The sequence below is a fragment of the Pseudomonas sp. WS 5079 genome, assembly GCF_012985465.1.
In the GTDB taxonomy this organism is placed as follows: Bacteria; Pseudomonadota; Gammaproteobacteria; order Pseudomonadales; family Pseudomonadaceae; genus Aquipseudomonas.
This window is the reverse complement of record NZ_JAAQWN010000005.1, coordinates 315,357-342,065: the sequence shown is the minus strand read 5'-3', so window position 1 is coordinate 342,065 and position 26,709 is coordinate 315,357. Positions and strand designations below refer to the sequence as shown.

Below are 26,709 nucleotides of genomic sequence, written 5' to 3'. Positions count from 1 at the left end.
TTTCCCCTTGGAGCCAGAGGCCCTAGTTTGTGATCTGGCCGTCTTTGATACCGAGCAGTACAGCTGCTCGATGTGCTTCACCACGACGGCCTTTCTTACGGCCGTTCAGCAGGTCACTGACCAGATTTTTGTTCAAGCCATGCTGGCGGCTGAATTCGGCAATGCTTTTACCCTCGCGATCAAGAACCGCGCGGGCTTGCTCGGGGGTCTGTAGGGCATGCATAGTGTTCGTCCGTGTTTAATCGTGTTCGACGACAAGGATTCTTGGTCAGATTTCTGCTCAAGTCAACTTATTTTGATCAAAAAAATGCTCATTTCTTTAGGGGTAGGCGAACGCCTGAGAGAGGAACGCGAGCGGCTGGGTAAAAATCAGACCGACTTTGGTGCCTCCGCTGGTGTTAGCCGTGGGACTCAAAAGGCCTATGAACTTGAGTCCAGCTCCCCCGATATCCGCTATCTCTCTGGGCTCCAGGAGCTTGGTGTAGATGTGCATTACGTGCTGACCGGTTCTCGGGTCGACACAGACCTCAACAACTTGAGCGATGTCGAGATGGCTGTGTTGGGCCATTTGAGGCAAATGGCTGAAGCAGATCGCAATGTTCTGCTCCGCACTGCCTCGGCATTTGCAGGTGCTGCAAGTTTGGAGGGGGCGAAAGGCCACAACTAAGCAAGGTGCAGTTGTAGACGGGAAGTAATACGCCGACCAAGAGGGTCGGTTTTTCGTGTATTAGAAAGGAGCTATTCAAATGGCGCTGAAGCCCTGTAAGTCCTGCAAACACAATGTCGATACGTCAGCGAAAACATGCCCTAACTGCGGCGTGGCAAATCCAGGTGTTTCTACTGGAAGCGCCATTGGAGGGCTAATATTTTTGGTGATCATCATCGCTATCGTCGTTTCAATGTGCTCTGGCGGTGAAAGCGATAAACCAGATGAGAAACAAGCCAAGGTCGATGAAGCCGCCTGTCGTAAGGATCTACAGTGCGCAGGGGACAAATATGGAATTGCCGCCAGTATCTATTGCAAAGATCCGGTATCTCGCCTGGCCAAATACACCTCCCGCTGGACTGATGGCACTTTCGAGACGAAGTTCAGCCATTTCCGTTGGCTGAATCAAGAGCAAGGCACGCTGACGTTCATCGGTGACAAGATCGAATTTCAGAACGGCTTTGGCGCCTTCCAAAAGCACATCTATGAATGCGACTTCAATCCGGTGAACAACCAGGTTCTTGATGTTCGGGCTCGACCTGGGCAGTTGTAACGTTACAAAGCCTCACAGTTTTTTGTTCGTGAGCTGATGACACACCGATTTTGTGATGAACATCCGTTGTTCTCCGGGAGACCTTGACGGTGCCGTGTTGGCACCGGGCTCCCGTTGCATGTGAAAGGAGTAATCGCATGATGGGGAACAATAGCGTCTCGAACAGCCAGTCGTCAGCCGTAAATTCGGACTGCCTGAGTGAGCAAGAAGTCATATTGTTGGCATTGTTTCGGGCCATAAGTGCCCAACGACAAAATGATGTGATGCGACTTTTGGAAGTGTTTGCGCAGGCACCTGAGTAACGCCCACAGGGCCCCGGCCGAGCGCCGGGGTTTATGCCGACTTTTCGGCTTGTGCCTTTTTCCACTCTCGATCTACGGCACGCTTGGCCGTCTTCTCACTGGCATACAACCACCGCAACCGCCTCGGCTTCGCCTGATCCCCCGCAGTTATGGTTTTTTCCTTCCCGCTTTTCTCATCCCGGTAGTACGCAATAATCCCTGTGTAATCCCCTGCGTTGTCCTCTGCCAGATCCTCGACATTGTCCTCGGGTAACTTGCTCTCCAGCTCCAGGCTCACGGTGTAGCCGCCGTCAGCGGTAAGGCTGTGCTGCACGTTCCCGCCGTACCAGATGATCTCGTCGATTTCCGCCTTCACGCCCTGGAGCGTGTAGGTCAGTTCGGGGATCAGGTCCGGCCGGCCCATGGCGAGGGTATAGCTTAGGGTGGCGCTGCCTCGTTGCAGGCGCCTGAATTCGGCACGGGCAGCGCGCAGGGCTGACTGCTGGTCGCTGTACGTGTGGCGCAGATCTTTGAGGTTGTCGCCACTGCCGGCAATGGCTTCCTGTTTCTTGGCGCTGTTGACGTCGTAGTAATAGGCGCGCACGCCGTCGTAGCTGTCGCGGTCGGCTTGCAGGTACCGGTGCTGGTCGCCGTCGATGCGGCTCAGGGTAATGTGGGGCAGGTCCAGACCGGTGGCGGTCTTGCCGCCGCCGGCCGGGAGGCATAACAGGCAGCCGGCTTTGACGCTGGCCACCGCGTCGAATTCTTCGCCCAGGCGGCTGATCAGGTTGGCGTCGGATTCGTTGGCCTGGTCCAGTTGCAGGATGGGCAACCCGTCCAGAGCGCCTGCAATCGTGGCGGTGAGGTTGTTGCCGATGGCGATATCGCCCAGGACCTCGCCGAGGGTGGTGTTGCTCCAGCTGCGTTCGCGTTTGGTCTTGAGCCCCTTGCGTAGATCCGCCGAGCGGGCACGAATGCTTAGGACGTCCGGGGCGCCGCTGTGCTCGGTTTCGTCGACGGTGTAGGTGCCTTTGTCCACCAGGCCTGTATCACTCCAACCCAGCCACAGCCGCAACACTGCACCCTTGGGCGGGATGGTCAGCAGGCCGTCGTGGTCGCTGAGGGTGATGGTGAGTTGATCGGCCTCGACGCCGCGGTTATCGGTCAGCTCCATGCTCATCAGCCGCGGGCTGATCTTCTGGGCGATATCGAGGCCGTCCACGGACAGACGGAACGCCGGCACCGGGTAGGCTGCGTCGCGGATGAAGCGCTGGGCGGTGTCCTTGAGGTAGCCGGTGACCTTGGACAGAGCGACCTCGATCACAGCAGCCCCCGCAGGATGTTGACGCCGATATTGGTGGCAGCGCCGAGCAGATCGATACGGTCATCGTCGGTGCGTTTGAGGCTCAGGGTGAACTCAATGCGCCGTGGAGTCCCATCGCTGAAGAAGATGGTTTTGGTTTCGCTGAGGCTGTCGATCACCCACAGGCCGTAGATCCGGCCACTGCCTTCGACCATGGGCCAGGCCTTGCCGGTGTTTGCCATCAGGCGCAGGGCGTCCAGGCTGAGGGCGCTGCCGGCCAGTTCCGGGAAAATGATGCCAGGGAGGGTGATGGAGTCGTCGCCACGTCCCACGAACTGGCGCGCAGGAGCTGCGCCGACGCGGTTGTTGCTGGCGTGGCGCCAATCAGTTTGGCGCTGCAGCTCCTGGTAAGCGGCGGTGGAGAGGCTGAATACGAACATGCCGAGGGCACACATCATGGTGATTATTCCCGGTCAGAGAGTTTGCTGCGCTGGCGCGCCTTTTTTTCGTTTTCGATCTTGTTGAGCATGGCGCGTAGGCTCTTTTCGAGGCTTTGCAGGTCCATGCTCGGCGACGCCGGCAGGTTGATTTGATACACATCGTGGCTGTCGTACGTGGCTGCTGCCGGTGAGCTGCTGATGGGCGGGCGGTCATCCACAGCCAGTGCTGGCATGGCTGTGGCGCTCAGTGCCAGGGTGCCGGCTGCCGTGAGTTGCTTGCCCATGCTGCTCAGGGCGTCGAGCGGACCTTTCTGGCCGCCCTCCAGGCCTTTTGTTAGGCCTGCCATAGTGAACCCGCCCAACTCGGCGAACACCCGCGAAGGGCTGTGTATGCCGAGCTTTTCCTTGAACCAACCGATGCTGGCGTCGCCGATTGAGCTGATGGCCGTCTTGACGCTGCCAAGTCCAGCCATGAGGCCGTTGACCAGGCCGTTGACGATCATGTTGCCGAACTCGGTAAATCGGCTGGGCAGATCCACGCCCAGGTAACTCAACACCCCAGCGAAGGCCTGGTAAATCAGGCCGATGGGGCTGAAGTTGGCCAGGGTATTGATGATGCCGCCGATCCCGCCGCTAAACCCTGCCTTGATTTCGGTCCAGGCGTTGGCGAAGTAGTTCTTCACCGCGTCCCAGTTGGTGTAGATCAGGTAGGCGCCGGCAGCCAGGGCGGCGACCACGGCGGCGATGACCAGGACAATCGGGTTTGCTGCCAGCCCCCACAGTGCAATCCCTACGGTGCGAAGGGCGGTTAAAAGCGCACCGCCCATGGTCGTGGCGAGCAGGCGTATGCCCTGGGTGAACATCGGAAAGACGTTGCGAGCAAGTCCAGTCAGTGTGGGGAATAGCCCCTTCACCATTTTGGAGACACCGCCGCCCTGTATGCCAAACATGGTCATGCCATAGCGCAGCATGGCAAATGGTCCCAGCAGACTCGCCATGGTCAATGCCAGGCCCCCGAAGCTGAACGCCAGGACCGCCACAAGGCCCACTACCTTCACCAGACCACCAGCCAACTTAGGGTTTTCTCGTGCCCAAGTTCCGACACTGTTGGCGATGTCGCCCAGTGTTTTAATCAGGTCTTTCAAGTCGGGCGCGACGGCCGCGCCGAATTCGGCCAAGGCGTTGGTAAAACTGCCCTCTGCGGCTTCCATCACGTTGGTCAGGGTGCCCAACTGTTCGTTGACGCGGGTGCGTAGATCCGCTTGGGTTTGTAGTTGCTGCTGTACCTGCTGATACCCGGCCAGCCCTTTGTTCATCATGACGTTGAGGGTAGTGATGGTTTCTGCGTCGTCGCCAAATAGCTTTCCAATGACCGCTGTTCTATCGACCTGATTCAGATCCTTGATCTTGTCGATTTGGGCGTAAAGGTTCTCCACGCCAGAGAAATTCCCTTCCTCATTGGTAAAGCTGAAGCTGATTTTCTGCCCTTTGTCGGCGAGCATTTTGTTGATGCTGTCGACGTTGCTTTTCTTCAACGATGCCTGAAATATCTTTCGAAAGGCGTTACCTGCTTTGCTCCCCTCGATACTGGCCTGATCCATCATGATCAGGAGTGGTGCCAGGCTTTTGGTTGCTTCCAGACCTGACTTGTTGATGATGTCCATCACAGGCGAAATGCTGCTGAAGCCAGCAAGCATGTTGGTCGGATCAACACCCGCGTAGAACCCTCGCTGGATGGTATCCATCAGGCTCATCATGTCTTTTTCAGTGGTGCGCGTAGCGTCTTGCATCTTGGCGGCGAACTCAGCGGCTTGAGTCGCTTCCATTTTCAGCAGGACGCCGAGGTAGGCAGCGGCTTCACCAGTACCGCCCAAGATATTTTTCGAACTCAGACCCTGGCGACGAAGCATGGTCATCATGTTTTGAAAGTCGGCAGTGGTACCGGGCAAGAGGTCGCCGAGCTTGGTGGCCTGCTCTGTGATCTTCTGGAAGTCCTCTGACACCTTGCCGGTGTCGCCCATCATGGACACTTTGAGCTGTGTGGCTGAGTCTTCATTGGGAGCAAAGGCCCTGACTGCCGCCATGATGGGCCGACTTGCCGCGTATCCCACACCCAAACCAGCAGCCCCATTGACTGCCAAATTGCCGGCGGCTCTCTGGGTTTTCTCCATCTGGTTGCGGGCTGTCGCTACCTGCTTGTGCTGGGCGGCCAGTTCGCCCATTCGCTTGCCCTGCGTACTGATGCTGGCGTTGGTGGCGTTGATTTGCTCGCGCAGCTGGCGTTCGTGGGTGCCCAGGTTCTTGGTGCTGATTCCCGCGTCATACAGTCGGGAGCGCAGCCCCTGGAGCTGCTCGCTCTGCTGTTGATGCTGCTGTTTTAGCTTCTGGGCCTCGCGCACGGCGGTTCTGAAGTCCTTCGCCATTGCCCTGGTCGGCACGCCGGTCGCGGCAAACTGCTGGCTGAGGGCTTTGACTTTGGCCTGGGCGGAATGCAACGCCTCGTTGGTCTGCTCGACAGCTGCGCGTTGCGACCGCCAAGCGGTGACGTCTTTCTGCTGGGTGTTGAGTTCCTTCAGGCTGTCGCGGGCAGCCTTGAGCGCACGGGCGGTCTCTAGGCTGCCGTTGTTGATTTGCTTCAGCGGTCGGGTGGCTTTGTCGATGGCACTGAGCAGCACCTGAAGTTTCAGATCATTTGCCATCGGTGGAACTCCGCACCCTGGCACGCTCGCGCCAGTCCATCAGGTCTTGCAGGCCCAACTGATCCATATCAGCTGGTGCCCAGTGAAAAACCACGGCCAGATCGGCCATGGCGTCCTCTACGCAACGAGGGATGCGTCCGTCTTCGCCGACTTCGGCAACAAAAAACCGGTGATTTTCGCACTGAGTGCAACCAGGTCGGCCGGGTCCATGCTTGTCACCTCAACAGCGGTGAGGGTTGGGCTGCTGATACGCGGCACGACCTTGATCAAGCTGTTGACGTCCATTTGCAGCAGATCTGCCAGGCTTACACCACGCAGTTCGCCCGAGCTGGGCTTGCGCAGAGTGATGCTATTGATGGTGGTGGTGCCGCGACGGATCGGGGTGTCGAGGATGACGGTGTTGTCGTCGGCCAGTGGTTGAACATCGGCTTGTTCGATAACTTCTTTCATGGTTGTTGCTCCTGGTGAGAGGGATAAGCGTCAGTTGGGGCGGGCTGTCAGATGCCCAGGGCTTTTTTCTGTTTTTCCAGAATGTCTTTGCCACCGACCTTCTCGATGAAGTTGAGCAGGTCGATTTCGATGATTTCTTCGTTGTCCACGGTCAACTTGTAATAGGAACAGGTGGTGGTGATTGAGTGTTCGGTATCTTCGCCTGGCTGGGCGTCACCCATTTCGATGGTTTCGTGGCGGCCGCGTACCACGATTTCCACGGCGCTGACTTCGCCTGTGTCGTCCTGTTCAAAGGCCCCGGTAAAGCGCAAGGCCACGCCTGCAGCATTGACTGCGCCGAACTGTTTCAGGCTGACCAGATCCAGGCCACCGGTTTTCCATTCGAACTGGATACCGTCGTCGGACAAACCCAGGTCGACCTTGACCGGGCCGTTCATACCGCCGCCCCGATAGGCTTCCATCTTGCGAGCGAGAGGGGGCAGGGTGGCTGACTTGATCAAGCCACGGTAGATGTTGGCGTCGTTGAACAACATGAGGTTTTTGAGCTTGTGGGGCAGGGCCATGGCGGTGTTCTCCGGGGGTATGGCACGGGGTTAACTCCCCTGCGGGGAGGCCCGGGTTAGCTGTTGATCTGGCTGGCGAACTGCATCAGGTAACGGTCGGTGATGCGCTGGCGAAGCGTGAGGTCTTCCAGGGGCGGCACTGGGGTGTAGTCGTAGTCCAGGGTCAGCTTGCCGGCCTTGAGGGTGTCCTTGTCGTTGATGTCTTCGGCGTACCAGCAACTGCCGCCGATCAGGTAGCCCTGTGCAATCAACTCGCGGAACTTGGCATTGATGCCTTCGATGATGTCCCGCACTAGGGAGGCGTGCATGGGCTTGTCGACCGCCCACATGTGCGCTTCGGCCATGGTGTCGGCGAGGATCTGCGCGGTGCGGGTGTAGTTTTCGAAGGCGAACAGCGGATCTTCGCTGCACGTGCGACTGCCCCAGAAGCGGAAGCCACCTTCGTTGATCAGGGTGGTGACTTCGTTGCTGTTGAGGTAGTTGGCATCGGTTGCCGGGTTTTGCAGATCCCAGAACACGTCGGCGCTGATGCCGGTCACGCCATTGACGGCGACGTTGGACAGGGTCTTGTGCCAGCCGGTTTCCTGATCGATCTTGGCCCGCAGGCCCAGGGCGCGAGCCACGGCCGAGGCGGTGACTGTGGCATTGGTGACGGTGCTCCAGTTCTGGAACTCCGGCCAGATCACCATCAGCTCACGGGCGCCGAAGTTCTCGCGGTAGGCGACCACCTCTTCCTTGGTTTTGCAGCCCCAGGCGCTGATGTAGGCGAAGGCGCGCAGGTCCTGGGCAACCGATACCAGGGCGGTGGCCACCGGCAAACTGTCGAGACCAGGTACACCGAGAATGCGCGGCGTCACGCCCACGCGGGCCTTGGCGGCGAGCAGGGCTTTCATGCCGGTGTACTTGCCATCGGCGGTGGTGGTGCCGATCAGGGCGCTGGTGGTGGCGGCTTCGTCGGCGCCTTCCTTTACCCGCACCACGATGGTGTAGGGCTTGGTCTGGTCGGCGATGGCTTGCAGGCTGCTCGCCAGGGTGCCTTTGACGCCGGCTTTGGCAATGGCGCTTTGCACATTGGTCAGCAGTACCGGGGTGTCCAACGGAAACATCAGGGGGTCTGCATCCTCAGCCGTACAAACCAGGCCGATGACTGCGGTGGAGATGGTGCGAATGGGGCGGGTGCCGTCGTTGAGTTCGATGACCCGCACGCCGTGGAGATAGTCTGAACCGGCCATGGGTGGTTGCCTGCGCTGTGATGGAATGACAGTGCACAGGCTGCCGCGCGCGCGCCGATTGGGCGAGCACGCGGGCTTGTAGTCGCAACGCTTACAAGTTCTTGGTAGCAACCCAATCTGGTGTTACTGGGCGGAATTGTCTGTCTGGGAAATGTTCAGCGACGGGCCAGGCTCGCAGGTCCAAGCGATAACGCTGCAACTGCTGATACTGTTCAGTTGTAAGCGTTGTAGCCTGTTGAAGCTCTAACTCGTCACGATGGCGCACAACCAAACCGTCGGTATTTGCCAGCGCTGAGTCGCGCCAAATTCGCTCGCGTCGCTCAAGCTCTACGTCACTGGGCGGCGGTGGCTCAACAGCAACAGGCTCTCCCTTTGAGTTGGCTTGAATGACTTTACCTTGGGACTGTGCGACTAGGAGCGCCAGGTACTTGTCCTGGGGTAATTCCCGCAGTTCGGCTTTCGGGGGCAGCGAGCATTTAGGATTCGGCACTTCAATTAGAGGCGGAACCGCGTCAGTATCCGGGACGCTAATCAGCGGGGGCTCTGCGTCTTTATCATCGTCACCAGGAACCCAATTGGGATCAGTAATCTTGATTTCTGGCTGCTTCCACTTGGGATCAACTACCAGGACAGTTCGGGGGCCGTGAATCTCATCAATGTAAAACCCACAACTCTTTGCGTGAAAAAATACGCTCATCTTAATAACCCTCCGCTTCTACGATCAGTGTCAGCCCGTACTGCGGATTTAACCCCCACTCATCTACGCGCAAATTGCACCCTGTGCGGGTCAGGTCGGAATACGCACTTGATACGGTTGCCGGCGAGCCATTGGTATGGAGAAACGAAAGCTTCACTGAATCAGCTTGCTCTGCAAAGGCGGCAGGCCATGTAACCGCACCCGCCCACGCCGTTGAGACATCACCGATATAGATGGAGACCCGCTGACGTAACAGGCCGGTATCGGCGCATTTCCACCAGCCTGGAATACCCTTCTGGCAGGTGTTTTTCGGCAGTGTGGCTTGGGTGATGAAGTACACCGGCTGCTCATCGACAGCTCTCCTGAAGTAAGGGAGATTGATGTCTCCACCCCATAATCCAGCCACGCTAATCGCATCACGGGTGAGCTTTTGATTAAACCTCACATCCGATTGAGTTACGGAGTAGACGTCATAAATTCCATGCCCTACAGCGGTAGGCGGAAGCCCATCCAGATCGGAAAATGCGTGACGATGCACCCGGCGAGCAAGCTGCAAAATAGCGCCGGTCGAAGTCTGCATGAAGTAAGGAAGGTCCGGGTTATCCGAAATCAACCCTGCATGAGATATCCAATCGCTGACAACTCGCTGCGATAAGCGGACATCTGCTTGCCCAATGGTGTAGGTATTGGACTTGTCTGCCTTCGTGTCAGGATTGAAGTTTGACGTCAGCCATAATGCACCGAGGTCAGTAACATCAACAGCGGCTTTTAACCCCTCCGCAGCCCAGGAAAGAGTAATGCGGTTTTCCGAACCGGCGGCAACAAAACCGGCTCGTGTTTCGGTCTTTGTAAAAACATCGCTGAGTTTGTAGCCATCGCGTGTTGTTGGCTTGTCACTCAAGCTATCGAAGGTGTGACCATGAGATGACAGTGACAGGTTGATGATATGACCCACAGAGCCATCATGTTTCTTGAACCTGAAATATGGCGCGCCTGGGTCTCCATTCACCACACCTGCCGCCAGTATGCTGTCTGCGGCAACCCGCTGATCGAGCAGGCTATCGGTCTGGTCTTTGGTGTAAGCGTTTTTAATGCCGAATCCGTCAAGCGTGGTTGGATTGCTGCCCGACACCACAATGCCCCGCGCATTGATCGTAACTCGGTGATAAGTACCGGGCGTTTTATCCGCCGGCAGCACGTCACCAATCGAACGATCCACATAATCCCGAGTTGCCAGGACTACTGACGGATCAATCTTCAGCACGATGTTGGCCAGGCTGGAAACGATCAGATTCATTCGAATAATCTGCGTTCGACCGGACCCTTGGGTCAGCAACGGTTTGAAGGTTGGCGCGCAGTTGGCGACGGCCACCAGATCGCCGTCCGTGTCGTATAGGCCTATCTCCCGAATCCAGAAACCGCCGACGTTTTCTGGGATGACTTGTTCGGCAATGATGATGCCGGCGTTTTTCGGGTCTGGCTTGAGCTGGTTGAGCGGTGCACGGCGCCACTCGTTGATTAGCTTGGTTTGCAGGCGGTCGGGGAACGGGTCGGTGCCGTTGGCATCACCCACACCCATCTGCGCGAACGTCCAGGGGACGCCCAGGGCATCCGCGTTTGCCTGTTTGGCCTCGCCGATGGCCGTAAGAATGGCTTGAAACTGGCTGTTCTGGTCGATCATGGGAGGATGTCCATCGTATCAATGTGATGTTCGCGACCGCCCAGGCGCAGATAGCCGCTGACTTCGATGTCGCGTTGGGTCGGTGGGTAAACGCTGAGTTCATCGCCTTCGTTGACGCAGGCGCCGATATAGAAACTGCCGGTGGTTTCCAGGCTGATGGCCAGGCCGGTGAGGTGGCGGCTGCGGGGTTTGGCGTCATCGATCAGGAAGGTCAGCTCCTGATACATTTCTTCGGTGATACCGGTTTCCAGCACACCGACTTTGAGCTTGAAGGTGCCCGGTACACCGACCGGAACGTCCTGCCACCACTCAATAATCTCGATCAGATAGCCCAGGGGCTCGACCACTCGGCGCAACGCTCCGATGGTGCCCTTGTGCGAATGCAGGTAGTACGCGGCCCGGATCGCCGCGCGCTTGGTGGACTCCGACCAGGTGCTGTCCCAGCGGTCGACCGAAAACGACCAGGCCAGGTACGGCAACACAGCGAGCGGGCACAGGTCAGGGTTCCACAGCAGGCGAATGGGAATAGGTACCCGCTGGATCTGCGCCAGTGCCACGGCCGCGTCGCGCTCCAACTGCGTCGAGTTGCCGGGTAGCAGGTGCTGGGCGCCCATCACTCCACCCCAACCGACAATTGAATATCGGTGCAGAACGGCGCCTGGTAAGGCGTGGCGATGATGTCGGTCCAGCCTTCCAGCACGACCTTGCGCACGCCCTCGACGTGCAGCGCAGCGTGGATTGCCGATTCTGAGACTTCCATGCCCAGGCGCCGACGCTGGTGGACGTAGTTCTTTAAGCGTTGCTCGGCAGCGGCCCGCGCAGGCTCAGTTTCCGGGCCGCTGGTTTTCAAATAGATTTTGGCTTTGATCGGATAACGCAGGATCTGTGCGGCCTGGACGGTCAGGCGGTCGGCGACGGGGCGGCGATCATCATCGCTGAGGTAGGCGTCCACCACGGCCAGCAACCCAGGCTCCGCACTACCATCGGCCAGCATGCCCTGGACCGTCACCACGACCACGGCCGGGGAAGGGCTTTCCGCTGTGGCATCGGCAACCCGGCCGTCAGCTGCGCGGGCGTGGAAGATGTAGCTGTTGCGCGGGCCGGCGGTGCTGAGGCCTTCCCAGGCCATCTGCGTACGTTCGCGCAGGCTGTCGTCATCTTCCATGACACGTGCCACGGGCGGGGATGCGGATGCATTGCCCTCCTGAATCACCAGGCGCTTGACGTTGAAGTTGGAGGCCAAATTTTCCAGGTCGGATCCCTTGGTAAAGGCCAGCATATTGGCGGTTGATGCTTCGTTGACCCGTTGCCGCCAGATCGTCTCGCGGTAAGCGTTCTCTTGCAGCAGCTTGGTCAGTGGCTCCGACTCCAGCTCAAGGCGCGCGGCGATTTTTGCCTGTTCCTCGACCGGCCACAGGCTGATGGCGTAGGCCTTGCGCTCGGCAAGGATCTGCTCGTAATCGATCTGTTCGACGATCTGCGGCGCGGGCAACAGGCTGAGGTCGATGGCGGCGAACGTGTTCATACACTGGCCCCCAGTTGCAACGGCAGGCTCATGCTCAACGGCTCATTGGTGTCGACCAGGGTGCCGTCCAGGTCCAGCACCGACTGGCCTTGCAGATTGGCGCCGAGGAATTGCACCCGGTTCAGGCTGATGCGCGGTTCCCAGCGCATCAACGCCATGACCGTGGCCGCGTACACGCGCAGGCGGGTGGCATCGTTGAAGGGATGGTCTACCAGCTCGGGCAAAAGGCTGCCGTATTCGCGGCGCATGACGCGGGAGCCGATGCGGGTGGTCAGGATGTCGGCAATTGACTGGGTGATGTGGTCCAGATCGCCGATGGCGCCGCCGGTTTCTCGGTTCATTCTGGTTTCCCCGTCTTGCCGCTGCCTGGCATGACGCCGCCGTGCGGGTGTTCCACCAGGCTGATACCGGCCGCAACCACGTCTTCGGAGACGGTTACGAGGCCAACCACGTTCTGGTTGCCGGTTTGGTTGTAATCGCCCTGGTGATTGATAGGGCCGATGATGTTGATGCCGCCCTTGCTGACCAAGCTGGTCGTGCCGCTGTCGGGCAGGGTGGCGTTCAGGTGGTGGGTGACACTGTCGTACTCGATCACCGCGCCATCGGCGTAGGTGCGACGGTGCAGGCCGGCGCGGTTGCCGTTGGCCGGGATGTGGTCGCTGAACAGACCGGTCACGACGACGCCATTGGCAAGCTGGCCGGATGGGCTGAACAACATGACTTGTTCGCCCTCTGTCGGCGGGTCCCATACCTGATCGGCTCCCGCGCGTTGAGCGATCCACGGCAGCCAGGCGGTGGTCAATTCGCCTGTCTTTACCTTCACGCGCGGGGGCACCATCTGGACTTCGGCGATGACGCCGAAGCGGATGAGGTTTTCAAGCATGCGGGCGAAGGCGGCGAAATTGTTCATGGCGCCGATGGTGGCGCCACGCGTGCGCGGGTGCAGCTTCGCTGCCTTGTAGGGAGGGGGTTTACAGTGTCAGGTGCGCAAGCAAGCTGTCACGGATCACATCAAGATCCGCTTCGGTGAACCCCAACACTTCACGTTGTTCGTATTGCACGTCGGGAGCGCCACGCTCTGCGCGGTCCTTCAAACCGTATTGGTGAACCCGTGCAATGCGCGCAATGCGGCCGGTAAACCCCACGGTAATGGCATTGCTGTCGCCCCTGGCCTTGAGGTAGGTGGCGTTCTTCAGCTTCTTGAACATCTCCAGCTTGCGACGAATGCGGCCCTGTTTACCGCGCAAATTGCGCTGTTTGCGGGGGGCAAATTTGCTGCCGTTCGGGTTCTGCTGTGCAATAACACGCTTTTGTTGGCTGCGACGCAGCTCCTGGCCAATGCTGCGGGCCAGTTGATTGCGTGCCCCAGGCTCCAGCCGTTCCAGCAGCGTGGCTGCCCAGGTCTCCAACGCCTCCAGATCATTTGCCATCGGGCACAATCCATTCGCTGGTGTTGCCCTGGGCGCCAGGCTTCCAGTTCGGATCGAGGTAGCCCGCTACACGCTGTGGTTCGTTTGGATGTTTGACGGTGGTGTTGCCCTGGTCATCTTTGCCGACGATCACTTTCTCGGTCAGCGGCAGGGTGATGCTGAGGTCTACCGCGCCCTTGTCGAGGATATCGGCCTCAAACGCAATGCCATCTTTGACCTTGTTGAGGTTATCCAACAGTTCGTTTTGGTTGACGCTGAGCCAGCCCAGCAGCGGGAGCATTACGCTATCAGGGTGTCCCGCGAACTCGGTGAGGATGATCTGCAGGTCAAAGCTGTACTCGAAAGAGAGACTTTCCGCAGATGTGCAGCGGATTTTTCCATTGTCGATAAAGATCAGCAGCCGGTCAGGGTTGTGCTTGAACTCGGCGACGGTGGCCAGGAGGTGGGCGCGTAGGCTTTCGGGCTTGTTCATGGCGCTGCCTGCTGATGTTGATAAATCATGTCGACCTGCGCCGCACAGTCGGCCCAGGCGGCTTCGACGCGGTCCAGGTCGGTGAGCTGGTCACCGTTATTGCGTGGGCTGGTCGCCGGCAACTGGCACGGCACCACGGCCGGACATCCACTGACGGTAAGCTTCGGCGCCGATAAGGGCGGGGCGCTCCCGCAACCGGCGAGCAACATCAGGCAAAGGCTGAGTAGCCCAGGTGCGTAGTTCGGCGTTTTCAAGTTTCAGCTCCTTTATGGTTCGCTCGCGCTTTGCCAGGCCCTGGCGCAACTGATCCTGTTGGGTGCGCAAGGTGCTTTGGGCGTCACGTTCCTGTTTCAGGGTGGTCGTGAGCGTGTTGGCGGTGGTCAGGTTGCGGTCGGCGTCTTCGCGGGCGGTCTTAGCCGCAGTTTCTGCCCGCTCGGCTTTACCCACGGCGACGCTGATGCGCTGTTGCTGGCCCCAGATCAGCAGCGCCAAGGCCCCGAGCAGGGCAATGCCGTACAGGGCCTGGCGCAGGGTGCTCATGCGCGGTACCAGCCGAGCTTATTCATGCCTTCGGTATCGAGCTGTTTAATAGGGCCGCGAACGATCACTGCCCTGGCACCGCTCATCAACTGAATGGCCTCGGCCAGCACCTGCATATCGTCCTCTTCGGTGGATTCCGGTACCACCAGCAGATCGCCGTCCTTCACTCGCAGTTTTTGCACCGCTTCGAAGTCGATCATGCCGCTACCCCTTGCCCGCAACCGCAGTCGGCGTGCCGTTCGTAGGCGCGCTGTAGCTTCACGTCGTAGAGGTTTCGCTGATAGTCCGGTCCGTTGTAGAGCTTGGCGAATTCGGCCCATTTGCGGGCTTTTAGCGCCTTGTGCAACACAGGGTCGGTTTCAATGAAGCGGGTGAAGGCGTCGAACTGTTGCGATTCGCTGGCACTCATGGCCGCCACGAAGTCCTGCACGCTGGTGTAGCCCAGGCGCTGCCAGTGGAAGCCCATGATCTGGAATGCCCCCCAGGATGCAGATTCAAGGGCGGCGGTGTCGTCGATCAGGCGGGCCATGGCCAGGCGCTGGTGTTCGGCGGTACCGCCGGAGTATCCGCCCGACTTTGGGTTGACCAGGGCGGGATTGACGGCGGCGAGCTGGTCGGCGTGGCGTTTGAGTTCGGCCGGGTCATCGCCTTCGTGCCGCACCTTGGCGAGTTGGCGGTACATGATATGCCGTTCGAACAGGATCACTGGCTTGCCGTTTTCGAGGAAGCCCTTGCCCTTGGATTCCACCTCGTTGATGGCGTAGATGCTTGCCAACGGCACGCCGAGGCGTTCGGCGGCAGCGGTCAGGTCGTTGTTGCGCAGCAGCTTGGCGCAGTCACCACCGGCCAGGCTGGTTTGGGTCTTATTGCCGGCCACGCCATCAGCGACCAGGCCGACCTTGAGCTGATAGGCCCGGACAGCAGCTTCGGTGTCGTCGCCGTAGCTGCCGTCCACGTCCAGCTTGGCGCCGTGGTTGTTGAGGTTCTTTTGCAGCGTGCGGACGGCCTGCGAGCGGTCGCCGTGGCGTAGGGTGGTCATAGCTGTTCTACCTTGCGGGTGAAAAACTTCTTGGCGACCGCGCGGGTGCCTTCCACGCCGAGCAAACCAATCACGCCGCCGAAAAACGGTGCGGTGGAGATCGGAATGCCGAGCAAGGCCAAGCCATGGCTGGCGGCCAATGCCAAGGTGCCGCACAGCGGCGCCTCGACCAGCATGCGCCGCAGCGTGCCACCGCCGTACATGACTCGTAGGGCCGCGATGATCAAGGCGAGGACTCCGGCGTAAAGAGTCGGCCAGTTCTGTTCGAGCCAGGCGGCGAGCCAGGCCCAGGTGTCGGGACGTTCAGGCATGCGCTTCATTCCGTTGTCCAGGGTTGGTGGGTTCAAGGTCCGGGTGCAGCTCTGTCAGTCCCATAACTGCACCATCTGCCGCTGCGGGGCGCTGGCTTGGGCTTCGGGCATGTTGACGACAAGGCCTTGCGGCAGGATTGGGCCGTGGTCGGCCAGGCCGGGATTGGCCTCAAGGACGGCTTCGGTGACGCCTGCGGTGCGGCCGTAGAAACGCCAGCACAGGGCATCGACGGTGTCGTTTTGATTGGCGCGGACGGCGACGGCCATCAGACCAGCTCCACGGTGGTACGGGAGCGGCCGAGGAAGTCGCGGACGGCCCAGCGCAAGTCGCGGCGGTAGTCGTCGATGGTGGGGGTGACTTCTTCGGCCTTCTGGCTGCCACTGTTGGTGGCGCTGTAGTCTCGGTAACGCTCGCAGACTTCGGCGCCGGTAGCTGCTTCGATGGCACGGCGGTAGAGGTGGGCCTTTACCGATACGTCATTGATGCGATCACCGGGTACGTCGTCCAGCTTGGCGTGGCCGGCTGCTTGCTGGGCTTCCCGCCATCCGGCCAGCTCTCGGTTGAGGTTGATGGCAGCAGAAATAACAGCGGTTTCCAGGCGGGCCGGGGTGACGCTGTCGTTGATGCGCAGGGTGGCGCGCAAATGGTCCAGGTCAATCGACGGCCAGAAGGGGTCGGTGTTGATATGACCGCCTGCGACTGGGCCGCTGGCTACAAATGCGCTCATGAACTGCACTCGAAAATAGGTCGCCGGTGGTCGGGGCTTCACGTTCAGGAGGAGCGGCCTGACCGATCCGCCCCGAGCCGGCGGGGTGCGTGGGGACGCTCGGTTAGCTGCTTGGTGCAGCGTATTTCTTGAGGAGCCGTTCGACGCGCTCCAAATCTTTCTTACCGCCGCAGTTGCTGTTCAGGTCTATGGCTTTGGCCAGGTGCTCTTTGGCACCTTCAAGCCAGCCAATTTCCATTCCAGCGGGGTTTTCGTCCGTTACCCTTGCGGCGTACGCTTTGCCGATTGCCAGGTGCAGCTTTGCGCGGGCTTGGTCGGGCATGTCTTGCTCGGCGGTGATACGTGCGGCCTGTTGCAGGATCTCCAGCGGGAATGTGTCGCCGGCCTTTTGCGCTTTCAGGGCGGCTTCGGCGATTTCCTCGGCGATCAAAGTGCCGGTGGTGCGTTCGAAGCGATCCGGCATTTTCAGGCCGTGCTTGATGACGTATTCGGCGATTTGCAGTGCACCGAGATAGCCGCCGGCATCAATGCACCAAAGCATGATGGTGGTGAGCACCTCGTCCTGAGCACCGTTGCCGGCGTCCAACACACCCTGCACGTAGGGTTCGTACTCAGGGATCAGTAGCGCCTTGAGCTCAGCTTTGCCCTGGTTGGACTGCACCTGCTTGAGACGCGCGCGGTGCTGTGCCAGCTGGGCAAGTTGGTGCTCGTAGGCGGTGGCGCCTTCCATTGACGTGGCCGGCGCTGTTGCGGCGGCCTCAATGGCTGCGCGCTTGCGCAGCTGGTTGCGTTGGGCAGGTGTCTGGTGCATGGCGCGCCTCTTAAGCCTCAGTCGGTGCTGGGTAGTTGACGGCGGTGATGCCTTCCACAAGGGCGACCAAGCCAAAGTCTTCGATGACGTAGGCTTCGTTCGAGGACTGGTAGTCGGCGATACGGTCCAGCTCGGGCTCGTCCTTCAGGTGACGACGACGGGCACCGTTCTGGTAGTAGATCGAAAGGTTGCTGAGGGTAGTGACCAGCACCGTGTTGTCTGGGAAGAACGGGGCGTCGACCACTGGCAGGCCACCCAATCGGGCGCGGCTGACGATCTCTTGAGCGGCGTTCTCTTCCTGGTTGGAGTCAGCACCCTTTTCCACGGCTGCCAGCAGTTTGCTGTGCATCAGGTTGCGCGAAACCATGACGCGCAGATCCGGGCGGTTGCGGTGCCATGGGTCGAGCATCTGGATGGCGTCGAATACCAGACCGTCGAGGTTGGTGTAATCACCCTCGAATACGGTGTCTACCCCCGCAACCTTGATGACTTTGCGGGGGCCGATGGTGGCAGCGTCGAGCACGCGGTCATCGGCGCTGAGGCGGATCTTTTGCAGCCAGCCGATGTTGACGTCTTGCAGCAGAGGGTTCGCGGCGCGGTTGGTGGTTGCAGCGGCGCTGGTACCGTTGAAACCGATCATGATGCGGTCCAGGGCCTGGCGCAGGATGATCGCGTTGCTCAGCTTGACTTGGAAGTCTGGAAACTTGGCCCAGGCATCCAGCAGGGCGTAGGGGAACGCGCTGTCGAAGTTGGTCTGCTTGCAGATATAGGCGTCTTTGCTCAGTGAGCTTCTGCCCAGCGGGCTGCGGGGAGTGCCACCGGAGGTGTCCGTGCGGCTTGCGACCGGGCCATTGACACCCAGCAGCAGGGCCTCGCCTGACTGCTCGTCGACGCCAATGATGTTGATCTGTTTCAGGAAACCATCAGATTCCTGCACCGCAACTTCCAGTTTTTGCTGAATGCTGGGATCAACACTGAATTTCTCGTGGGCACTGGCTACGCCATTGAGCAGGGCGATCTGCACGGCCAGGGCGGCAAAGGCGAAGCGTGTTTCTTTACGCATGGGGGTGTTCTCCGGTGAAAAGGCTTGTCGGTGTTGGGCCGTGGGTCAGTAAGCGGTCAGCACAGTGCCGTTGCCGCCAGTGCTGTGCGGACGCTGTGGCTGGCTGTGGTCAGCGGTTTGGCCGAGCTTGGTTTTGAGCTCTTTCAGCTCGGTATCCAGGCTGGTGAACTGCTTTTTCAGATCTCCCAAGGCCTTGCTTGAAGCGTCGGCTTGCTCAGCCTGCTGGGTGGCGAGGGTTACCAGGCTTTCCAGGGCTTCACCGATGTCGGAGAAAGTGGTGGCGTCCTTGCCCTCTTTGTCCTTGCTCAGTTTGATGAACTCACCGAGCTTGGCCTTGATTGCTGCAAAAGCACTCGGCTGGTCGGTGACTTCTTCGAATTCGAGTTCGGCTTCTTCGGCGGCGCTGAACAGGTTGTCTTTGTCCTGTTTGCGACCGGCCAAAGTGCCGTGTTGTGCGCTGAAGCTCAGTGCTTCGGTGCCCAAGCTGGCGGGGGTGTCGGTGATGGCGAGGCCGACCAGATAGGCCTTGTTGCTGTCGGCAAACTTCGGCTGGATCTCGACCGAGGTGTAGACCTTCTGGCCTTGCTTGTTCAGGGTCAGTAGTGCTTCGTTGGGTTCGAGCTGGGCGAACAGCGCCAGTTTCTTGATGCCCGCAATGTCGACTTCTTCAGCCTTGAGCGCTAATACGTCGCCGTACGCGCCGAACTCGCCACCCGGCCAGGACCACTTGATGTGTTCGCAGTTGATGCGAGCACCGTAGGTGTTGGGGCTGTATTGGGAGGCCATCTCGGCAATCCAGCTCCGCTCGATGATGCGGCCATCGGTGGTCGCGCCTTCTACGGCAATGCGGGTCCACTTGGAGCGGAATTTCTTGGTGGGTTGAGTGCTGGCGGCCATGCGGGCTGTCCTCGATGCGGTGGCGGCGTACTGCCGTTGCGTTGAGGGCATGTTCGTGAGCTGGCGTGCAGCGAGCAACGAGTCGACCTTGTAGGGCGGGTTCTTACAAGGAGTGGCGCGGGTACAGCACGCGCGTGCGAGGCAGCATCTGCGCCATGAATGCTCTCGCTGAAATTCCCGTCCGTGATAACCGTCGCCAGGCCAAGTTTTTGTACTGGACAGGCTGGCGCATCACCGAAATTGCCGAATACCTGGACGAAAAAGAGAAGACCGTCCATAGCTGGAAGGCCCGTGACGAGTGGGACCGTGCGGATAACGTAGAACGCATTGGTGGCGCTCTGGAAGCGCGGTTGGTGCAGTTGATCCTGAAAGACGGCAAGAGCAGCGGCGATTTCAAGGAAATTGACCTGCTCCACCGGCAACTGGAGCGCCAGGCCCGTATTGAGCGGTTCCAGGGCGGCGGTACCGAGGCTGAGTTAAATCCGAAACTGAATGACCGCAACAGCGGGCCGAAGAAAAAGCCGAGCCGCAACGAGTTCAGCGAAGAGCATATCGAGCTGCTCACTCAGGCGTTTATCGATGGGTGCTTCGGCTATCAGTTGGATTGGTACAAGGCTGGCAATCAGCGCACCAGGGCCATCCTGAAAAGCCGGCAGATCGGGGCGACGTTCTACTTCGCTCGGGAGGCGTTAATTGATGCGCTGACCACGGGGCGCAACCAGATCTTCCTGTCGGCGTCGAAGAATCAGGCTCACATTTTCAAGTCGTACATTCAGTCCTTTGCCAGGGAAGTGGTCGGCGTCGAGTTGACCGGTGATCCCATTACGCTGGCGAACGGCGCCGAGCTGCACTTCCTGGGTACCAACGCCCGAACCGCCCAGGGCTACCACGGCAATTTCTACTTCGACGAATTCTTCTGGACGTTCAAGTTCAAGGAACTGAACAAAGTAGCCTCGGGTATGGCGATGCAGAAACAGTACCGCCGCACCTATTTCAGCACCCCGTCGAGCATGGCCCATGAGGCTTACACGTTCTGGACAGGGGAGCGATTCAACAAAGGCAAACCCGCCGCCAACCGAATTTCTGTGGATGTTTCCCACGATGCCCTGCAACAGGGGCGGCTGTGCGAGGACAAGGTGTGGCGCCAGATCGTCACGATTTTGGACGCCGAGCAGCGAGGCTGTGACCGGTTTGACCTTGAGGAACTGCGTCAGGAGTACGACGCCGAGGCGTTCCAGAACCTGCTGATGTGCCAGTTTGTGGATGACGGGGCGAGCATCTTCCCTCTGTCGATGTTGCAGTCATGCATGGTGGACAGCTGGGTTGACTGGGCCGAGGACTACAAACCGATGGCGCCGCGCCCGTTTGCCGACCGCCAGGTGTGGTTGGGCTATGACCCGGCCGAAACGGGCGATAGCTCTGGTCTGGTGGTCGTGGCGCCGCCGATGGTGCCAGGCGGTAAGTTCCGGGTGCTTGAGCGTCACCAGTTCCGTGGCATGGATTTCGCGGCGCAGGCCGAATCCATCCGCATGGTGACCCAACGATATTGGGTGACCTACATCGGCATCGATGTAACAGGCATGGGCTCCGGCGTGGCGCAGCTGGTGCGGCAATTCTTCCCCGGACTGACAACATTCAGCTATTCGCCAGAGGTGAAGTCACGCCTGGTGATGAAGGCCTATGACGTGATCAACAAGGGCCGGCTGGAGTTCGACGCCGGCTGGACGGACTTCGCGCAATCACTGATGGCCATCCGCAAAACCATCACCGCCAGCGGCCGGCAATTTACCTATACCGCTGGGCGTAGCGAATCAACCGGCCACGCCGACCTGGCCTGGGCCCTTTTCCATGCACTACACCACGAACCGCTCGAAGGGCAGACGGCTGCCAATACCGGGCGGATGGAGCTTTTTTGATGAGTACAGACAATGAGGTGGCGGTTGCCACGGAGCAGGCGGTGAGTGACCACAAATCGGTGGCGTTCACGTTCGGCGAGCCGGAGTCAGTGTTGTCGGCCAGGGAGATATTCGACTCGCTGGAGTGCTGGTTTAACGGGCGTTGGTATGAGCCACCGTTGTCGCTGGATGGGCTGGCCCGGTCGGTTAAGGCCAGTGTTCATCTCGACTCGGGGCTTCGGTTTAAGCGCAACCAACTGACCCGCACGTTCATTCCTCACAAGCTGCTGAGCCGTGAGGCGTTTGACCAGTACGCCCAGGACTACTTGGCACTGGGCAATGGGTATGTGGAGGCGCGGCGGTCATTGCTGGGTACGACTGTAGCGCTGAAGCCCGCACTGGCGAAGTATATGCGGGTAGGGAAGGACGGGCACTTTTTCCAAGTGCAGGGCTGGAAGAATGAGCATGAGTTTGACCAGGGCAGTGTTTTCCACTTGCGTGAGTTGGATCTGCATCAGGAAATTTATGGTTTGCCGGAATGGCTGTGTGCGTTGCAATCCGCGCTGTTGAACCAGTCGGCGACGTTGTTCCGCCGCAAGTATTACGAGAACGGCAGCCATGCCGGTTTCATCCTCTATATGACGGACGCGGCACAAAACGAATCCGACATCGAAGACTTGCGAGTGGCGCTGAAAAACTCCAAAGGGCCTGGCAACTTCCGCAACCTGTTTGTGTACGCGCCGAACGGGAAGAAGGAAGGCATTCAGTTGATCCCCGTGAGCGAGGTTTCGGCGAAGGACGAATTCAACTCAATCAAGGATCAGACCCAGGGCGATGTGCTGGCGGCGTTGCGGGTCTATCCACAGCTGATGGGCATCGTGCCGAAAAACGCGGGGGGCTTTGGCTCGCCGAAGGAAGCGGGGGAGGTCTGGGCCACCCTGGAGCTTGAGCCGATTCAGACACGGCTGGCTCTACTCAATGATTGGGTAGGCGAGGAGGTCGTGCGCTTCAAGCCCTTTAATCAAGGATCGGGGGAGTAGTACCCCCGCGCAGTAAACGAGGCGACGAGCCGGTGCGCTAACACCAGCTCGACGCTGAATCACTCGAACACGCCGAGTGCTCCAACCAAGGCCTCGCCCCACTGCGCAGGGGGTGCGAAGCCTAAGCGAATCCAATTGTCGAAACAAGGATCACTTATGAGCACACCAATAATCCCGTGGATGGGCGGCAAGCGCCGCTTGGCAGATCGTCTAATTCCACTGTTTCCACCTCACGAATGCTACGTCGAGGTTTTTGCCGGTGGTGCCGCGCTTTACTTCATGCGGCCCCAGGCGGCGCCCGTTGAAGTCCTCAACGATATCAACGGCGACCTGGTGACGTTGTACCGGGTTGTGCAGAACCACCTGGAAGAGTTCGTGCGCCAGTTCAAGTGGGCGCTCAGCTCCCGCCAGGTGTTCGAATGGCAGAAGATGACCAGGCCGGAAACCCTCACCGACATCCAACGGGCTGCCCGGTTTTTCTACCTGCAGCACCATGCCTTCGCCGGCAAGGTCAGCGGGCAGACCTTCGGTACCGCCACCACTGGACCGGCTATCAACCTGCTGCGGATCGAGGAAAACTTGTCAGCAGCCTGGCAACGGCTGTCTGGCACCTATGTTGAGAACCTGGGCTGGCTTGAATGCGCCGAGCGTTATGACCGGCCACACACCTTTCATTACATGGACCCGCCTTACTGGCAGACCGCCGGATATGGCGTGGACTTCCCGTTTGAGAATTACGAGCGGATGGCCGAGTTCATGCGGCGCTGCAAGGGCAAGGTGATGGTCAGCATTAACGATCATCCCGACATAAGGCGGGTGTTTGAGGGGTTTCACTTTGAAACGGTGGACATTCGGTACAGCACGGCGAATCAACGACAGGGGAAAGCCGAGGTCAGCGGTGAGCTTGTGATCATGAACTGGGAGCCTGCGGCACTGGGGGGGCTGTTCTGACCAGACTGTATTGGTAGAGCATCGCGGCTTGCGCCTACAGGTCATTGACCCCGGCTGGCACTCGCGCGGCAGGCTTTAACTGCACATCGCCTCGATACTCTCCGATACGTTCTCTGCAAAACATTGAGCCGCCCATGAGGCGGCTTTTTGCCGCCTGGAGATTGGCTTTCCCATGGCAAAAGTCCGGCCTGGAACGATGAAGTTTCGCCCTTCAGCAGCATGAAAAAACCCAGTTCAACATAGCATTTTAAGGTTGTCACGGCAAGCCTTAAGGGGCGTTCGGTCCAGTGAATACGGGGCTTTCAGGTGTATGAGGCTCAGTCGGAGCGGGCATCTGCTGGGGTCGCCGACGGTCATGAGAGGTTGGCGTGCCACAGGTCTAGGTTGGGGAGTTGACGTGCTACATGTGGGGCCAGTGACGTGCTTCAGCACCTGGCGCGCGCCGTCGTCCCCCCACCTCGCCTGCGGGCTAAATGGGTCGCTTTTTCTGCACACCTGCAACCCCTTCAACATGGCGCTGGCTGGGGGCCGCTTTCCGATTTCCGAACTCGGAAATACCTGCGGAACCCTGCACCGAGGGGGTATTTTGTGGAAGGGCCTTGGAGGCGCTGTTGTTGATGGGGAGGGGGGGAGTCTCAAAAAGAGTAACTTCAGTAATCTCCCCATAGAAACGGTCTGGAGGCCACGTATCCCGTGGGTTTTGAGATTACAAAAAGGAGTAACAGAGAAGTAATTGGAAAGGTAATTTTTTACCAAACTGTTGATTTTAAAGGGGTTTATAAAAGTAGAGAATTACGTTTATAAAGAGTAATCAGATTACTTCAATATTACTTAAAGATTACCTTTTGCTCGAAACATAAAACCCTTTAACTTCAATGGCTTGAGCGTAAAAAACGGTCAAGATTACTTATGTTACTCTTTTTTTTGCCCCCCTCCAGACCCCGGACGTCAGGCCCCTATACGTGTGATGCGCACGCGTACAGAGATGCATGCTGATGCTCATGGGAATGGCGTGGGAATGCTTTTGCGCAACTGGCACCGCTGGAGCCCTTGTATTCCGGGGCCTCGGCTGCGAGATTGCGGGTGCGGGTACTTTCGAATCTCTCCTTCACCGCCATATTGTTATGAAAAAGCCCCGTTTTACGGGGCTTTTTCATGTCTGATGTTTTTTGTTCCCCCATCCGCCCCCCCTACGTTTTTTTGCGTGTCGGTTAAGCTGGCAATGAATGTCGCTTGGTCATTTGCTGGCTGGCCTCCTGAGGCCTTGCGTGAGTTCTACTGGACATGTCGACGGCGCTCGTGCGAGTGAGGTGATCCAACCGCAGGTCGCCTTACGGATTATTTAATTTCTGGCACGGTAATTAAGGCTATCCCTGGGAAATTTCCTACATGTCGGGAGGATGTTTCTCTAAGGGCGCAGGATAGTTAGTTGGCAAAGTCCTACCCATTAATAATGGGTAGGTTGAAACAGATGGTTGAGGGGTGTGTTCTCGTCATAGAAAGCCATGCGTTGCAACGCAGTGTGTTGGTCAACGGGTTGCTGAATCTGCAGGTGGCGAGCGTTGTGTCGGCCGGAAATGCAATGCAAGCAGTGGATCACATTCGCAGTCAAGCAGTGATCGACATCATTTTTTTTGACCTGGCTGACGGTTCGATTAACAACCTTGAGTTTCTGCGCGTGGCCAGCGAACTGGGTAACGTACGTGCGCTGGTTATACATGGAGAGTTGCCGCTGGCATTGCGGCGTTCGGTCGAGAAATTGACCACTTTATCTTCTATCCGTTTACTCGGTGTGTTGGAAAAGCCCCTGCAACTGCGGGCTTTGCAAAAGATCCTGTCTGATTTCACCCCGTTGTACTGCTCTGCACTGAGGGGGACTCTGACAGCGATTGAGTTGATCCCTCGCCAGCAGGTTCTGCTGGGTTTGATGGCTGGAGAGTTTCAGGCCTGGTACCAACCCAAGTTCAACCTGCACGATGGCCGATTGTTTGGTGCCGAGGTTCTAGTGCGCTGGAATCACCCCCAGCGCGGGCTTTTACTGCCTCGGGATCTGTTGGCGGCAGTGGTGGCTTATGACCTGCTCGATGAGATGTTCAAGCGGCTTCTAGACCAAGGGCTCGAACTCATGAGCCGGCTACGCGAGCGAGGGTTTGATACGGGGCTAGCGTTCAACCTGACAGCCTCTCAATTGGTGAGCAGCGACCTGGTCGAACACGTTATCCAGCGCTTGCATCAATATGAATTGCCGGGTGCTGCACTGATGTTCGAGATCACCGAAAACGGTCTGCTGGATTTGCCAGCCTCTGCTGTGGAAAATTTGTTGCATCTGCATCAAGCCGGCTGTGGTTTGTCGGTCGATGACTTCGGCATTGGCTTTTCCTCTTTGACGCAACTGGCGCATTTGCCCTTCAACCAACTCAAGCTAGACGGTGTCTTTGTCCGGGATGTTGACGATTTGGGGAACAGGGCGGTCATTTCAAGTAGCGTGGCGCTGGCCAGGGCGCTGAAGATGGATCTGGTTGTCGAGAACATTGAAAATGCCTATACGCTCAACGCCCTCGTCGATCTGGGCTGTTCATTTGGCCAGGGTTTTCATCTGGCGGTCCCCATGAGTGCTGACGACTTTGCAGTGTGGTTGCAATGCCGCGCCTCGGTTGCATAAAAAATAGATGCCATAATTTTGCCAGGCGCGTTTTAAGCTACTTTGTATAGAGCTTAAGGTCGGGATGTCTTGTTCTGGTGATGGTGTGTTGTTGTCTCCCGAAGAGGTTCATATGTTAAAAGCGTTAGTCGTTGATGATCATTCGTTTGTTCGTGCCTCTGTAAAGTTACTGGTTGGTGCCGAACAGTTTGAAATTGTGGCGGAGGCGGCTAACGGTGTGGAGGCTGTACGCCTAGCGCGAGAGCATGTCCCCGATCTGATCCTGCTCGATATCGCCATGCCATTACTTGATGGTCTGGAGGTGATCGGTCGCATCTCGGCGCTTGGATTGCCCTGTAAAATTCTGGTGCTGACATCCATGGAGGCTTCTTTTTATGCCATGCGCTGCATGAAAGCCGGAGCCTCGGGCTATGTTTCCAAGACGGGGAGCCTTGAGGAGTTGACTCGCGCGATCAAGGCGATAAAGGATGGTTACAGCTATTTTCCATTGCTCTCCAACAGCTCGGTGCGCGCTGGTGACAATCAGGTCAGTGAGTCTGACTTGATTGGTCAACTGTCCGACCGTGAGCTGACCATTTTGCAGCAACTGGCTCGGGGTTTTAGCAACAAGGAAATTGGCGACTCCATGCTTCTGAGTAACAAAACCATCAGCACCTATAAAACCCGACTGATTGAAAAGCTCAACGTCAAGTCAGTGGTCTATCTTGCCGAATTTGCCAAACGCAACAACCTTCTTTAAG

32 protein-coding genes and 1 pseudogene are annotated in these 26,709 nt (G+C 58.5%); 7 read left to right on the top strand and 26 right to left on the bottom strand.

Annotated features, from left to right (window positions below):
- Nucleotides 1–22: 22 nt before the first annotated feature.
- Complete coding sequence (locus HBO05_RS15985; protein ID WP_017477234.1) at nt 23–223, bottom strand: DNA-binding protein; 201 nt, start codon at nt 221–223, stop codon at nt 23–25.
- Nucleotides 224–244: 21 nt separating this feature from the next.
- Here HBO05_RS15985 and HBO05_RS29330 point away from each other — a divergent pair, with 21 nt between their 5' ends.
- Both HBO05_RS29330 and HBO05_RS15975 read left to right on the top strand, forming a co-directional pair.
- The gene (locus HBO05_RS29330; protein WP_346343160.1) at nt 245–667 is read left to right on the top strand and encodes an XRE family transcriptional regulator; all 423 of its coding nucleotides are present in this window, start codon (nt 245–247) and stop codon (nt 665–667) included.
- A 79-nt stretch (nt 668–746) separates the two neighbouring features.
- Nucleotides 747–1,259 carry a zinc ribbon domain-containing protein gene (locus HBO05_RS15975; RefSeq protein WP_172313324.1) on the top strand — a complete coding sequence of 171 codons (513 nt, stop codon included), beginning with the start codon at nt 747–749 and terminating at the stop codon, nt 1,257–1,259.
- 333 nt (nt 1,260–1,592) lie between these two features.
- Here the strand turns inward: HBO05_RS15975 and HBO05_RS15970 are convergent, their stop codons facing one another.
- The 25 genes and pseudogenes from HBO05_RS15970 to HBO05_RS15855 form a co-directional block, all read right to left on the bottom strand.
- Nucleotides 1,593–2,864: a phage late control D family protein gene (locus tag HBO05_RS15970; RefSeq protein ID WP_172313322.1), complete on the bottom strand. Its 1,272-nt coding sequence runs from the start codon at nt 2,862–2,864 to the stop codon at nt 1,593–1,595.
- Nucleotides 2,861–3,301 carry a phage tail protein gene (locus HBO05_RS15965; RefSeq protein WP_172313320.1) on the bottom strand — a complete coding sequence of 147 codons (441 nt, stop codon included), beginning with the start codon at nt 3,299–3,301 and terminating at the stop codon, nt 2,861–2,863. The genes HBO05_RS15970 and HBO05_RS15965 overlap by 4 nt, the downstream gene beginning before the upstream one ends.
- A gap of 5 nt (nt 3,302–3,306) precedes the next feature.
- Entirely contained in the window at nt 3,307–5,982 is a 2,676-nt protein-coding gene (locus HBO05_RS15960) for a phage tail tape measure protein (RefSeq protein WP_172313318.1), read from the bottom strand.
- Entirely contained in the window at nt 5,972–6,091 is a 120-nt protein-coding gene (locus HBO05_RS15955; RefSeq protein ID WP_029293885.1) for a GpE family phage tail protein, read from the bottom strand. Before HBO05_RS15955 ends, HBO05_RS15960 begins: the two co-directional genes overlap by 11 nt.
- An 8-nt stretch (nt 6,092–6,099) precedes the next feature.
- A complete protein-coding gene (locus tag HBO05_RS15950; RefSeq protein ID WP_172313316.1) occupies nt 6,100–6,432 on the bottom strand; it encodes a phage tail assembly protein in 333 nt (110 codons plus the stop codon).
- A gap of 47 nt (nt 6,433–6,479) precedes the next feature.
- Complete coding sequence (locus HBO05_RS15945) at nt 6,480–6,995, bottom strand: phage major tail tube protein (protein WP_172313313.1); 516 nt, start codon at nt 6,993–6,995, stop codon at nt 6,480–6,482.
- Nucleotides 6,996–7,051: 56 nt separating this feature from the next.
- A complete protein-coding gene (locus HBO05_RS15940) occupies nt 7,052–8,227 on the bottom strand; it encodes a phage tail sheath protein (RefSeq protein ID WP_172313310.1) in 1,176 nt (391 codons plus the stop codon).
- Between the two features lie 91 nt (nt 8,228–8,318).
- Nucleotides 8,319–8,924, bottom strand: coding sequence for a phage tail protein (locus HBO05_RS29325; protein ID WP_262381422.1), 606 nt, complete (start codon nt 8,922–8,924; stop codon nt 8,319–8,321).
- Nucleotide 8,925: 1 nt separating this feature from the next.
- Complete coding sequence (locus tag HBO05_RS15930) at nt 8,926–10,605, bottom strand: phage tail protein (RefSeq protein ID WP_172313307.1); 1,680 nt, start codon at nt 10,603–10,605, stop codon at nt 8,926–8,928.
- Entirely contained in the window at nt 10,602–11,219 is a 618-nt protein-coding gene (locus HBO05_RS15925) for a phage tail protein I (protein ID WP_092231644.1), read from the bottom strand. Before HBO05_RS15925 ends, HBO05_RS15930 begins: the two co-directional genes overlap by 4 nt.
- Nucleotides 11,219–12,130 carry a baseplate J/gp47 family protein gene (locus tag HBO05_RS15920; protein ID WP_172313304.1) on the bottom strand — a complete coding sequence of 304 codons (912 nt, stop codon included), beginning with the start codon at nt 12,128–12,130 and terminating at the stop codon, nt 11,219–11,221. Before HBO05_RS15920 ends, HBO05_RS15925 begins: the two co-directional genes overlap by 1 nt.
- Nucleotides 12,127–12,471, bottom strand: a complete 345-nt coding sequence (locus HBO05_RS15915; protein WP_172313302.1) for a GPW/gp25 family protein — start codon at nt 12,469–12,471, stop codon at nt 12,127–12,129. The genes HBO05_RS15920 and HBO05_RS15915 overlap by 4 nt, the downstream gene beginning before the upstream one ends.
- Entirely contained in the window at nt 12,468–13,040 is a 573-nt protein-coding gene (locus HBO05_RS15910) for a phage baseplate assembly protein V (RefSeq protein WP_172313300.1), read from the bottom strand. Before HBO05_RS15910 ends, HBO05_RS15915 begins: the two co-directional genes overlap by 4 nt.
- Nucleotides 13,041–13,101: 61 nt before the next feature.
- Nucleotides 13,102–13,560, bottom strand: coding sequence for a phage virion morphogenesis protein (locus tag HBO05_RS15905; RefSeq protein WP_172313297.1), 459 nt, complete (start codon nt 13,558–13,560; stop codon nt 13,102–13,104).
- On the bottom strand, nt 13,550–14,032 hold the full coding sequence (locus tag HBO05_RS15900; RefSeq protein WP_172313294.1) for a phage tail protein: 483 nt from the start codon (nt 14,030–14,032) through the stop codon (nt 13,550–13,552). Before HBO05_RS15900 ends, HBO05_RS15905 begins: the two co-directional genes overlap by 11 nt.
- Nucleotides 14,029–14,214, bottom strand: a pseudogene (lysC, locus tag HBO05_RS29095) (Rz1-like lysis system protein LysC); the annotation flags it as partial. The pseudogene lysC and the gene HBO05_RS15900, both read right to left, overlap by 4 nt.
- Complete coding sequence (lysB, locus tag HBO05_RS29320) at nt 14,129–14,572, bottom strand: Rz-like lysis system protein LysB (protein ID WP_172313291.1); 444 nt, start codon at nt 14,570–14,572, stop codon at nt 14,129–14,131. The pseudogene lysC and the gene lysB, both read right to left, overlap by 86 nt.
- A complete protein-coding gene (locus tag HBO05_RS15890) occupies nt 14,569–14,772 on the bottom strand; it encodes a hypothetical protein (RefSeq protein WP_172313288.1) in 204 nt (67 codons plus the stop codon). Before HBO05_RS15890 ends, lysB begins: the two co-directional genes overlap by 4 nt.
- Nucleotides 14,769–15,611 (bottom strand): N-acetylmuramidase family protein, encoded by an 843-nt coding sequence (locus HBO05_RS15885; RefSeq protein ID WP_172313285.1) that lies wholly within the window; start codon nt 15,609–15,611, stop codon nt 14,769–14,771. Before HBO05_RS15885 ends, HBO05_RS15890 begins: the two co-directional genes overlap by 4 nt.
- Nucleotides 15,608–15,931: a phage holin, lambda family gene (locus tag HBO05_RS15880; protein ID WP_172313282.1), complete on the bottom strand. Its 324-nt coding sequence runs from the start codon at nt 15,929–15,931 to the stop codon at nt 15,608–15,610. The genes HBO05_RS15885 and HBO05_RS15880 overlap by 4 nt, the downstream gene beginning before the upstream one ends.
- A gap of 45 nt (nt 15,932–15,976) precedes the next feature.
- Nucleotides 15,977–16,189 carry a tail protein X gene (locus tag HBO05_RS15875; RefSeq protein WP_172313279.1) on the bottom strand — a complete coding sequence of 71 codons (213 nt, stop codon included), beginning with the start codon at nt 16,187–16,189 and terminating at the stop codon, nt 15,977–15,979.
- Nucleotides 16,189–16,650 (bottom strand): head completion/stabilization protein, encoded by a 462-nt coding sequence (locus HBO05_RS15870; protein WP_172313276.1) that lies wholly within the window; start codon nt 16,648–16,650, stop codon nt 16,189–16,191. The genes HBO05_RS15875 and HBO05_RS15870 overlap by 1 nt, the downstream gene beginning before the upstream one ends.
- 103 nt (nt 16,651–16,753) lie before the next feature.
- Nucleotides 16,754–17,461 (bottom strand): phage terminase small subunit, encoded by a 708-nt coding sequence (gene gpM / locus HBO05_RS15865; protein WP_172313274.1) that lies wholly within the window; start codon nt 17,459–17,461, stop codon nt 16,754–16,756.
- Nucleotides 17,462–17,471: 10 nt separating this feature from the next.
- Nucleotides 17,472–18,524: a phage major capsid protein, P2 family gene (locus HBO05_RS15860; protein ID WP_172313271.1), complete on the bottom strand. Its 1,053-nt coding sequence runs from the start codon at nt 18,522–18,524 to the stop codon at nt 17,472–17,474.
- A 45-nt stretch (nt 18,525–18,569) separates the two neighbouring features.
- A complete protein-coding gene (locus tag HBO05_RS15855; RefSeq protein ID WP_172313268.1) occupies nt 18,570–19,421 on the bottom strand; it encodes a GPO family capsid scaffolding protein in 852 nt (283 codons plus the stop codon).
- 155 nt (nt 19,422–19,576) lie between these two features.
- Between HBO05_RS15855 and HBO05_RS15850 the strand changes: the two genes are divergently transcribed.
- From HBO05_RS15850 to HBO05_RS15830, 5 genes are all read left to right on the top strand, one after another.
- Nucleotides 19,577–21,337 carry a terminase ATPase subunit family protein gene (locus HBO05_RS15850; protein ID WP_172313413.1) on the top strand — a complete coding sequence of 587 codons (1,761 nt, stop codon included), beginning with the start codon at nt 19,577–19,579 and terminating at the stop codon, nt 21,335–21,337.
- Nucleotides 21,337–22,356, top strand: a complete 1,020-nt coding sequence (locus tag HBO05_RS15845; protein ID WP_172313265.1) for a phage portal protein — start codon at nt 21,337–21,339, stop codon at nt 22,354–22,356. Before HBO05_RS15850 ends, HBO05_RS15845 begins: the two co-directional genes overlap by 1 nt.
- Nucleotides 22,357–22,512: 156 nt before the next feature.
- Entirely contained in the window at nt 22,513–23,307 is a 795-nt protein-coding gene (locus HBO05_RS15840) for a DNA adenine methylase (RefSeq protein WP_172313263.1), read from the top strand.
- A 1,429-nt stretch (nt 23,308–24,736) separates the two neighbouring features.
- Complete coding sequence (locus tag HBO05_RS15835) at nt 24,737–25,969, top strand: EAL domain-containing response regulator (RefSeq protein WP_172313260.1); 1,233 nt, start codon at nt 24,737–24,739, stop codon at nt 25,967–25,969.
- Between the two features lie 112 nt (nt 25,970–26,081).
- A complete protein-coding gene (locus tag HBO05_RS15830) occupies nt 26,082–26,708 on the top strand; it encodes a response regulator transcription factor (protein WP_169954276.1) in 627 nt (208 codons plus the stop codon).
- Nucleotide 26,709: the final 1 nt, after the last annotated feature.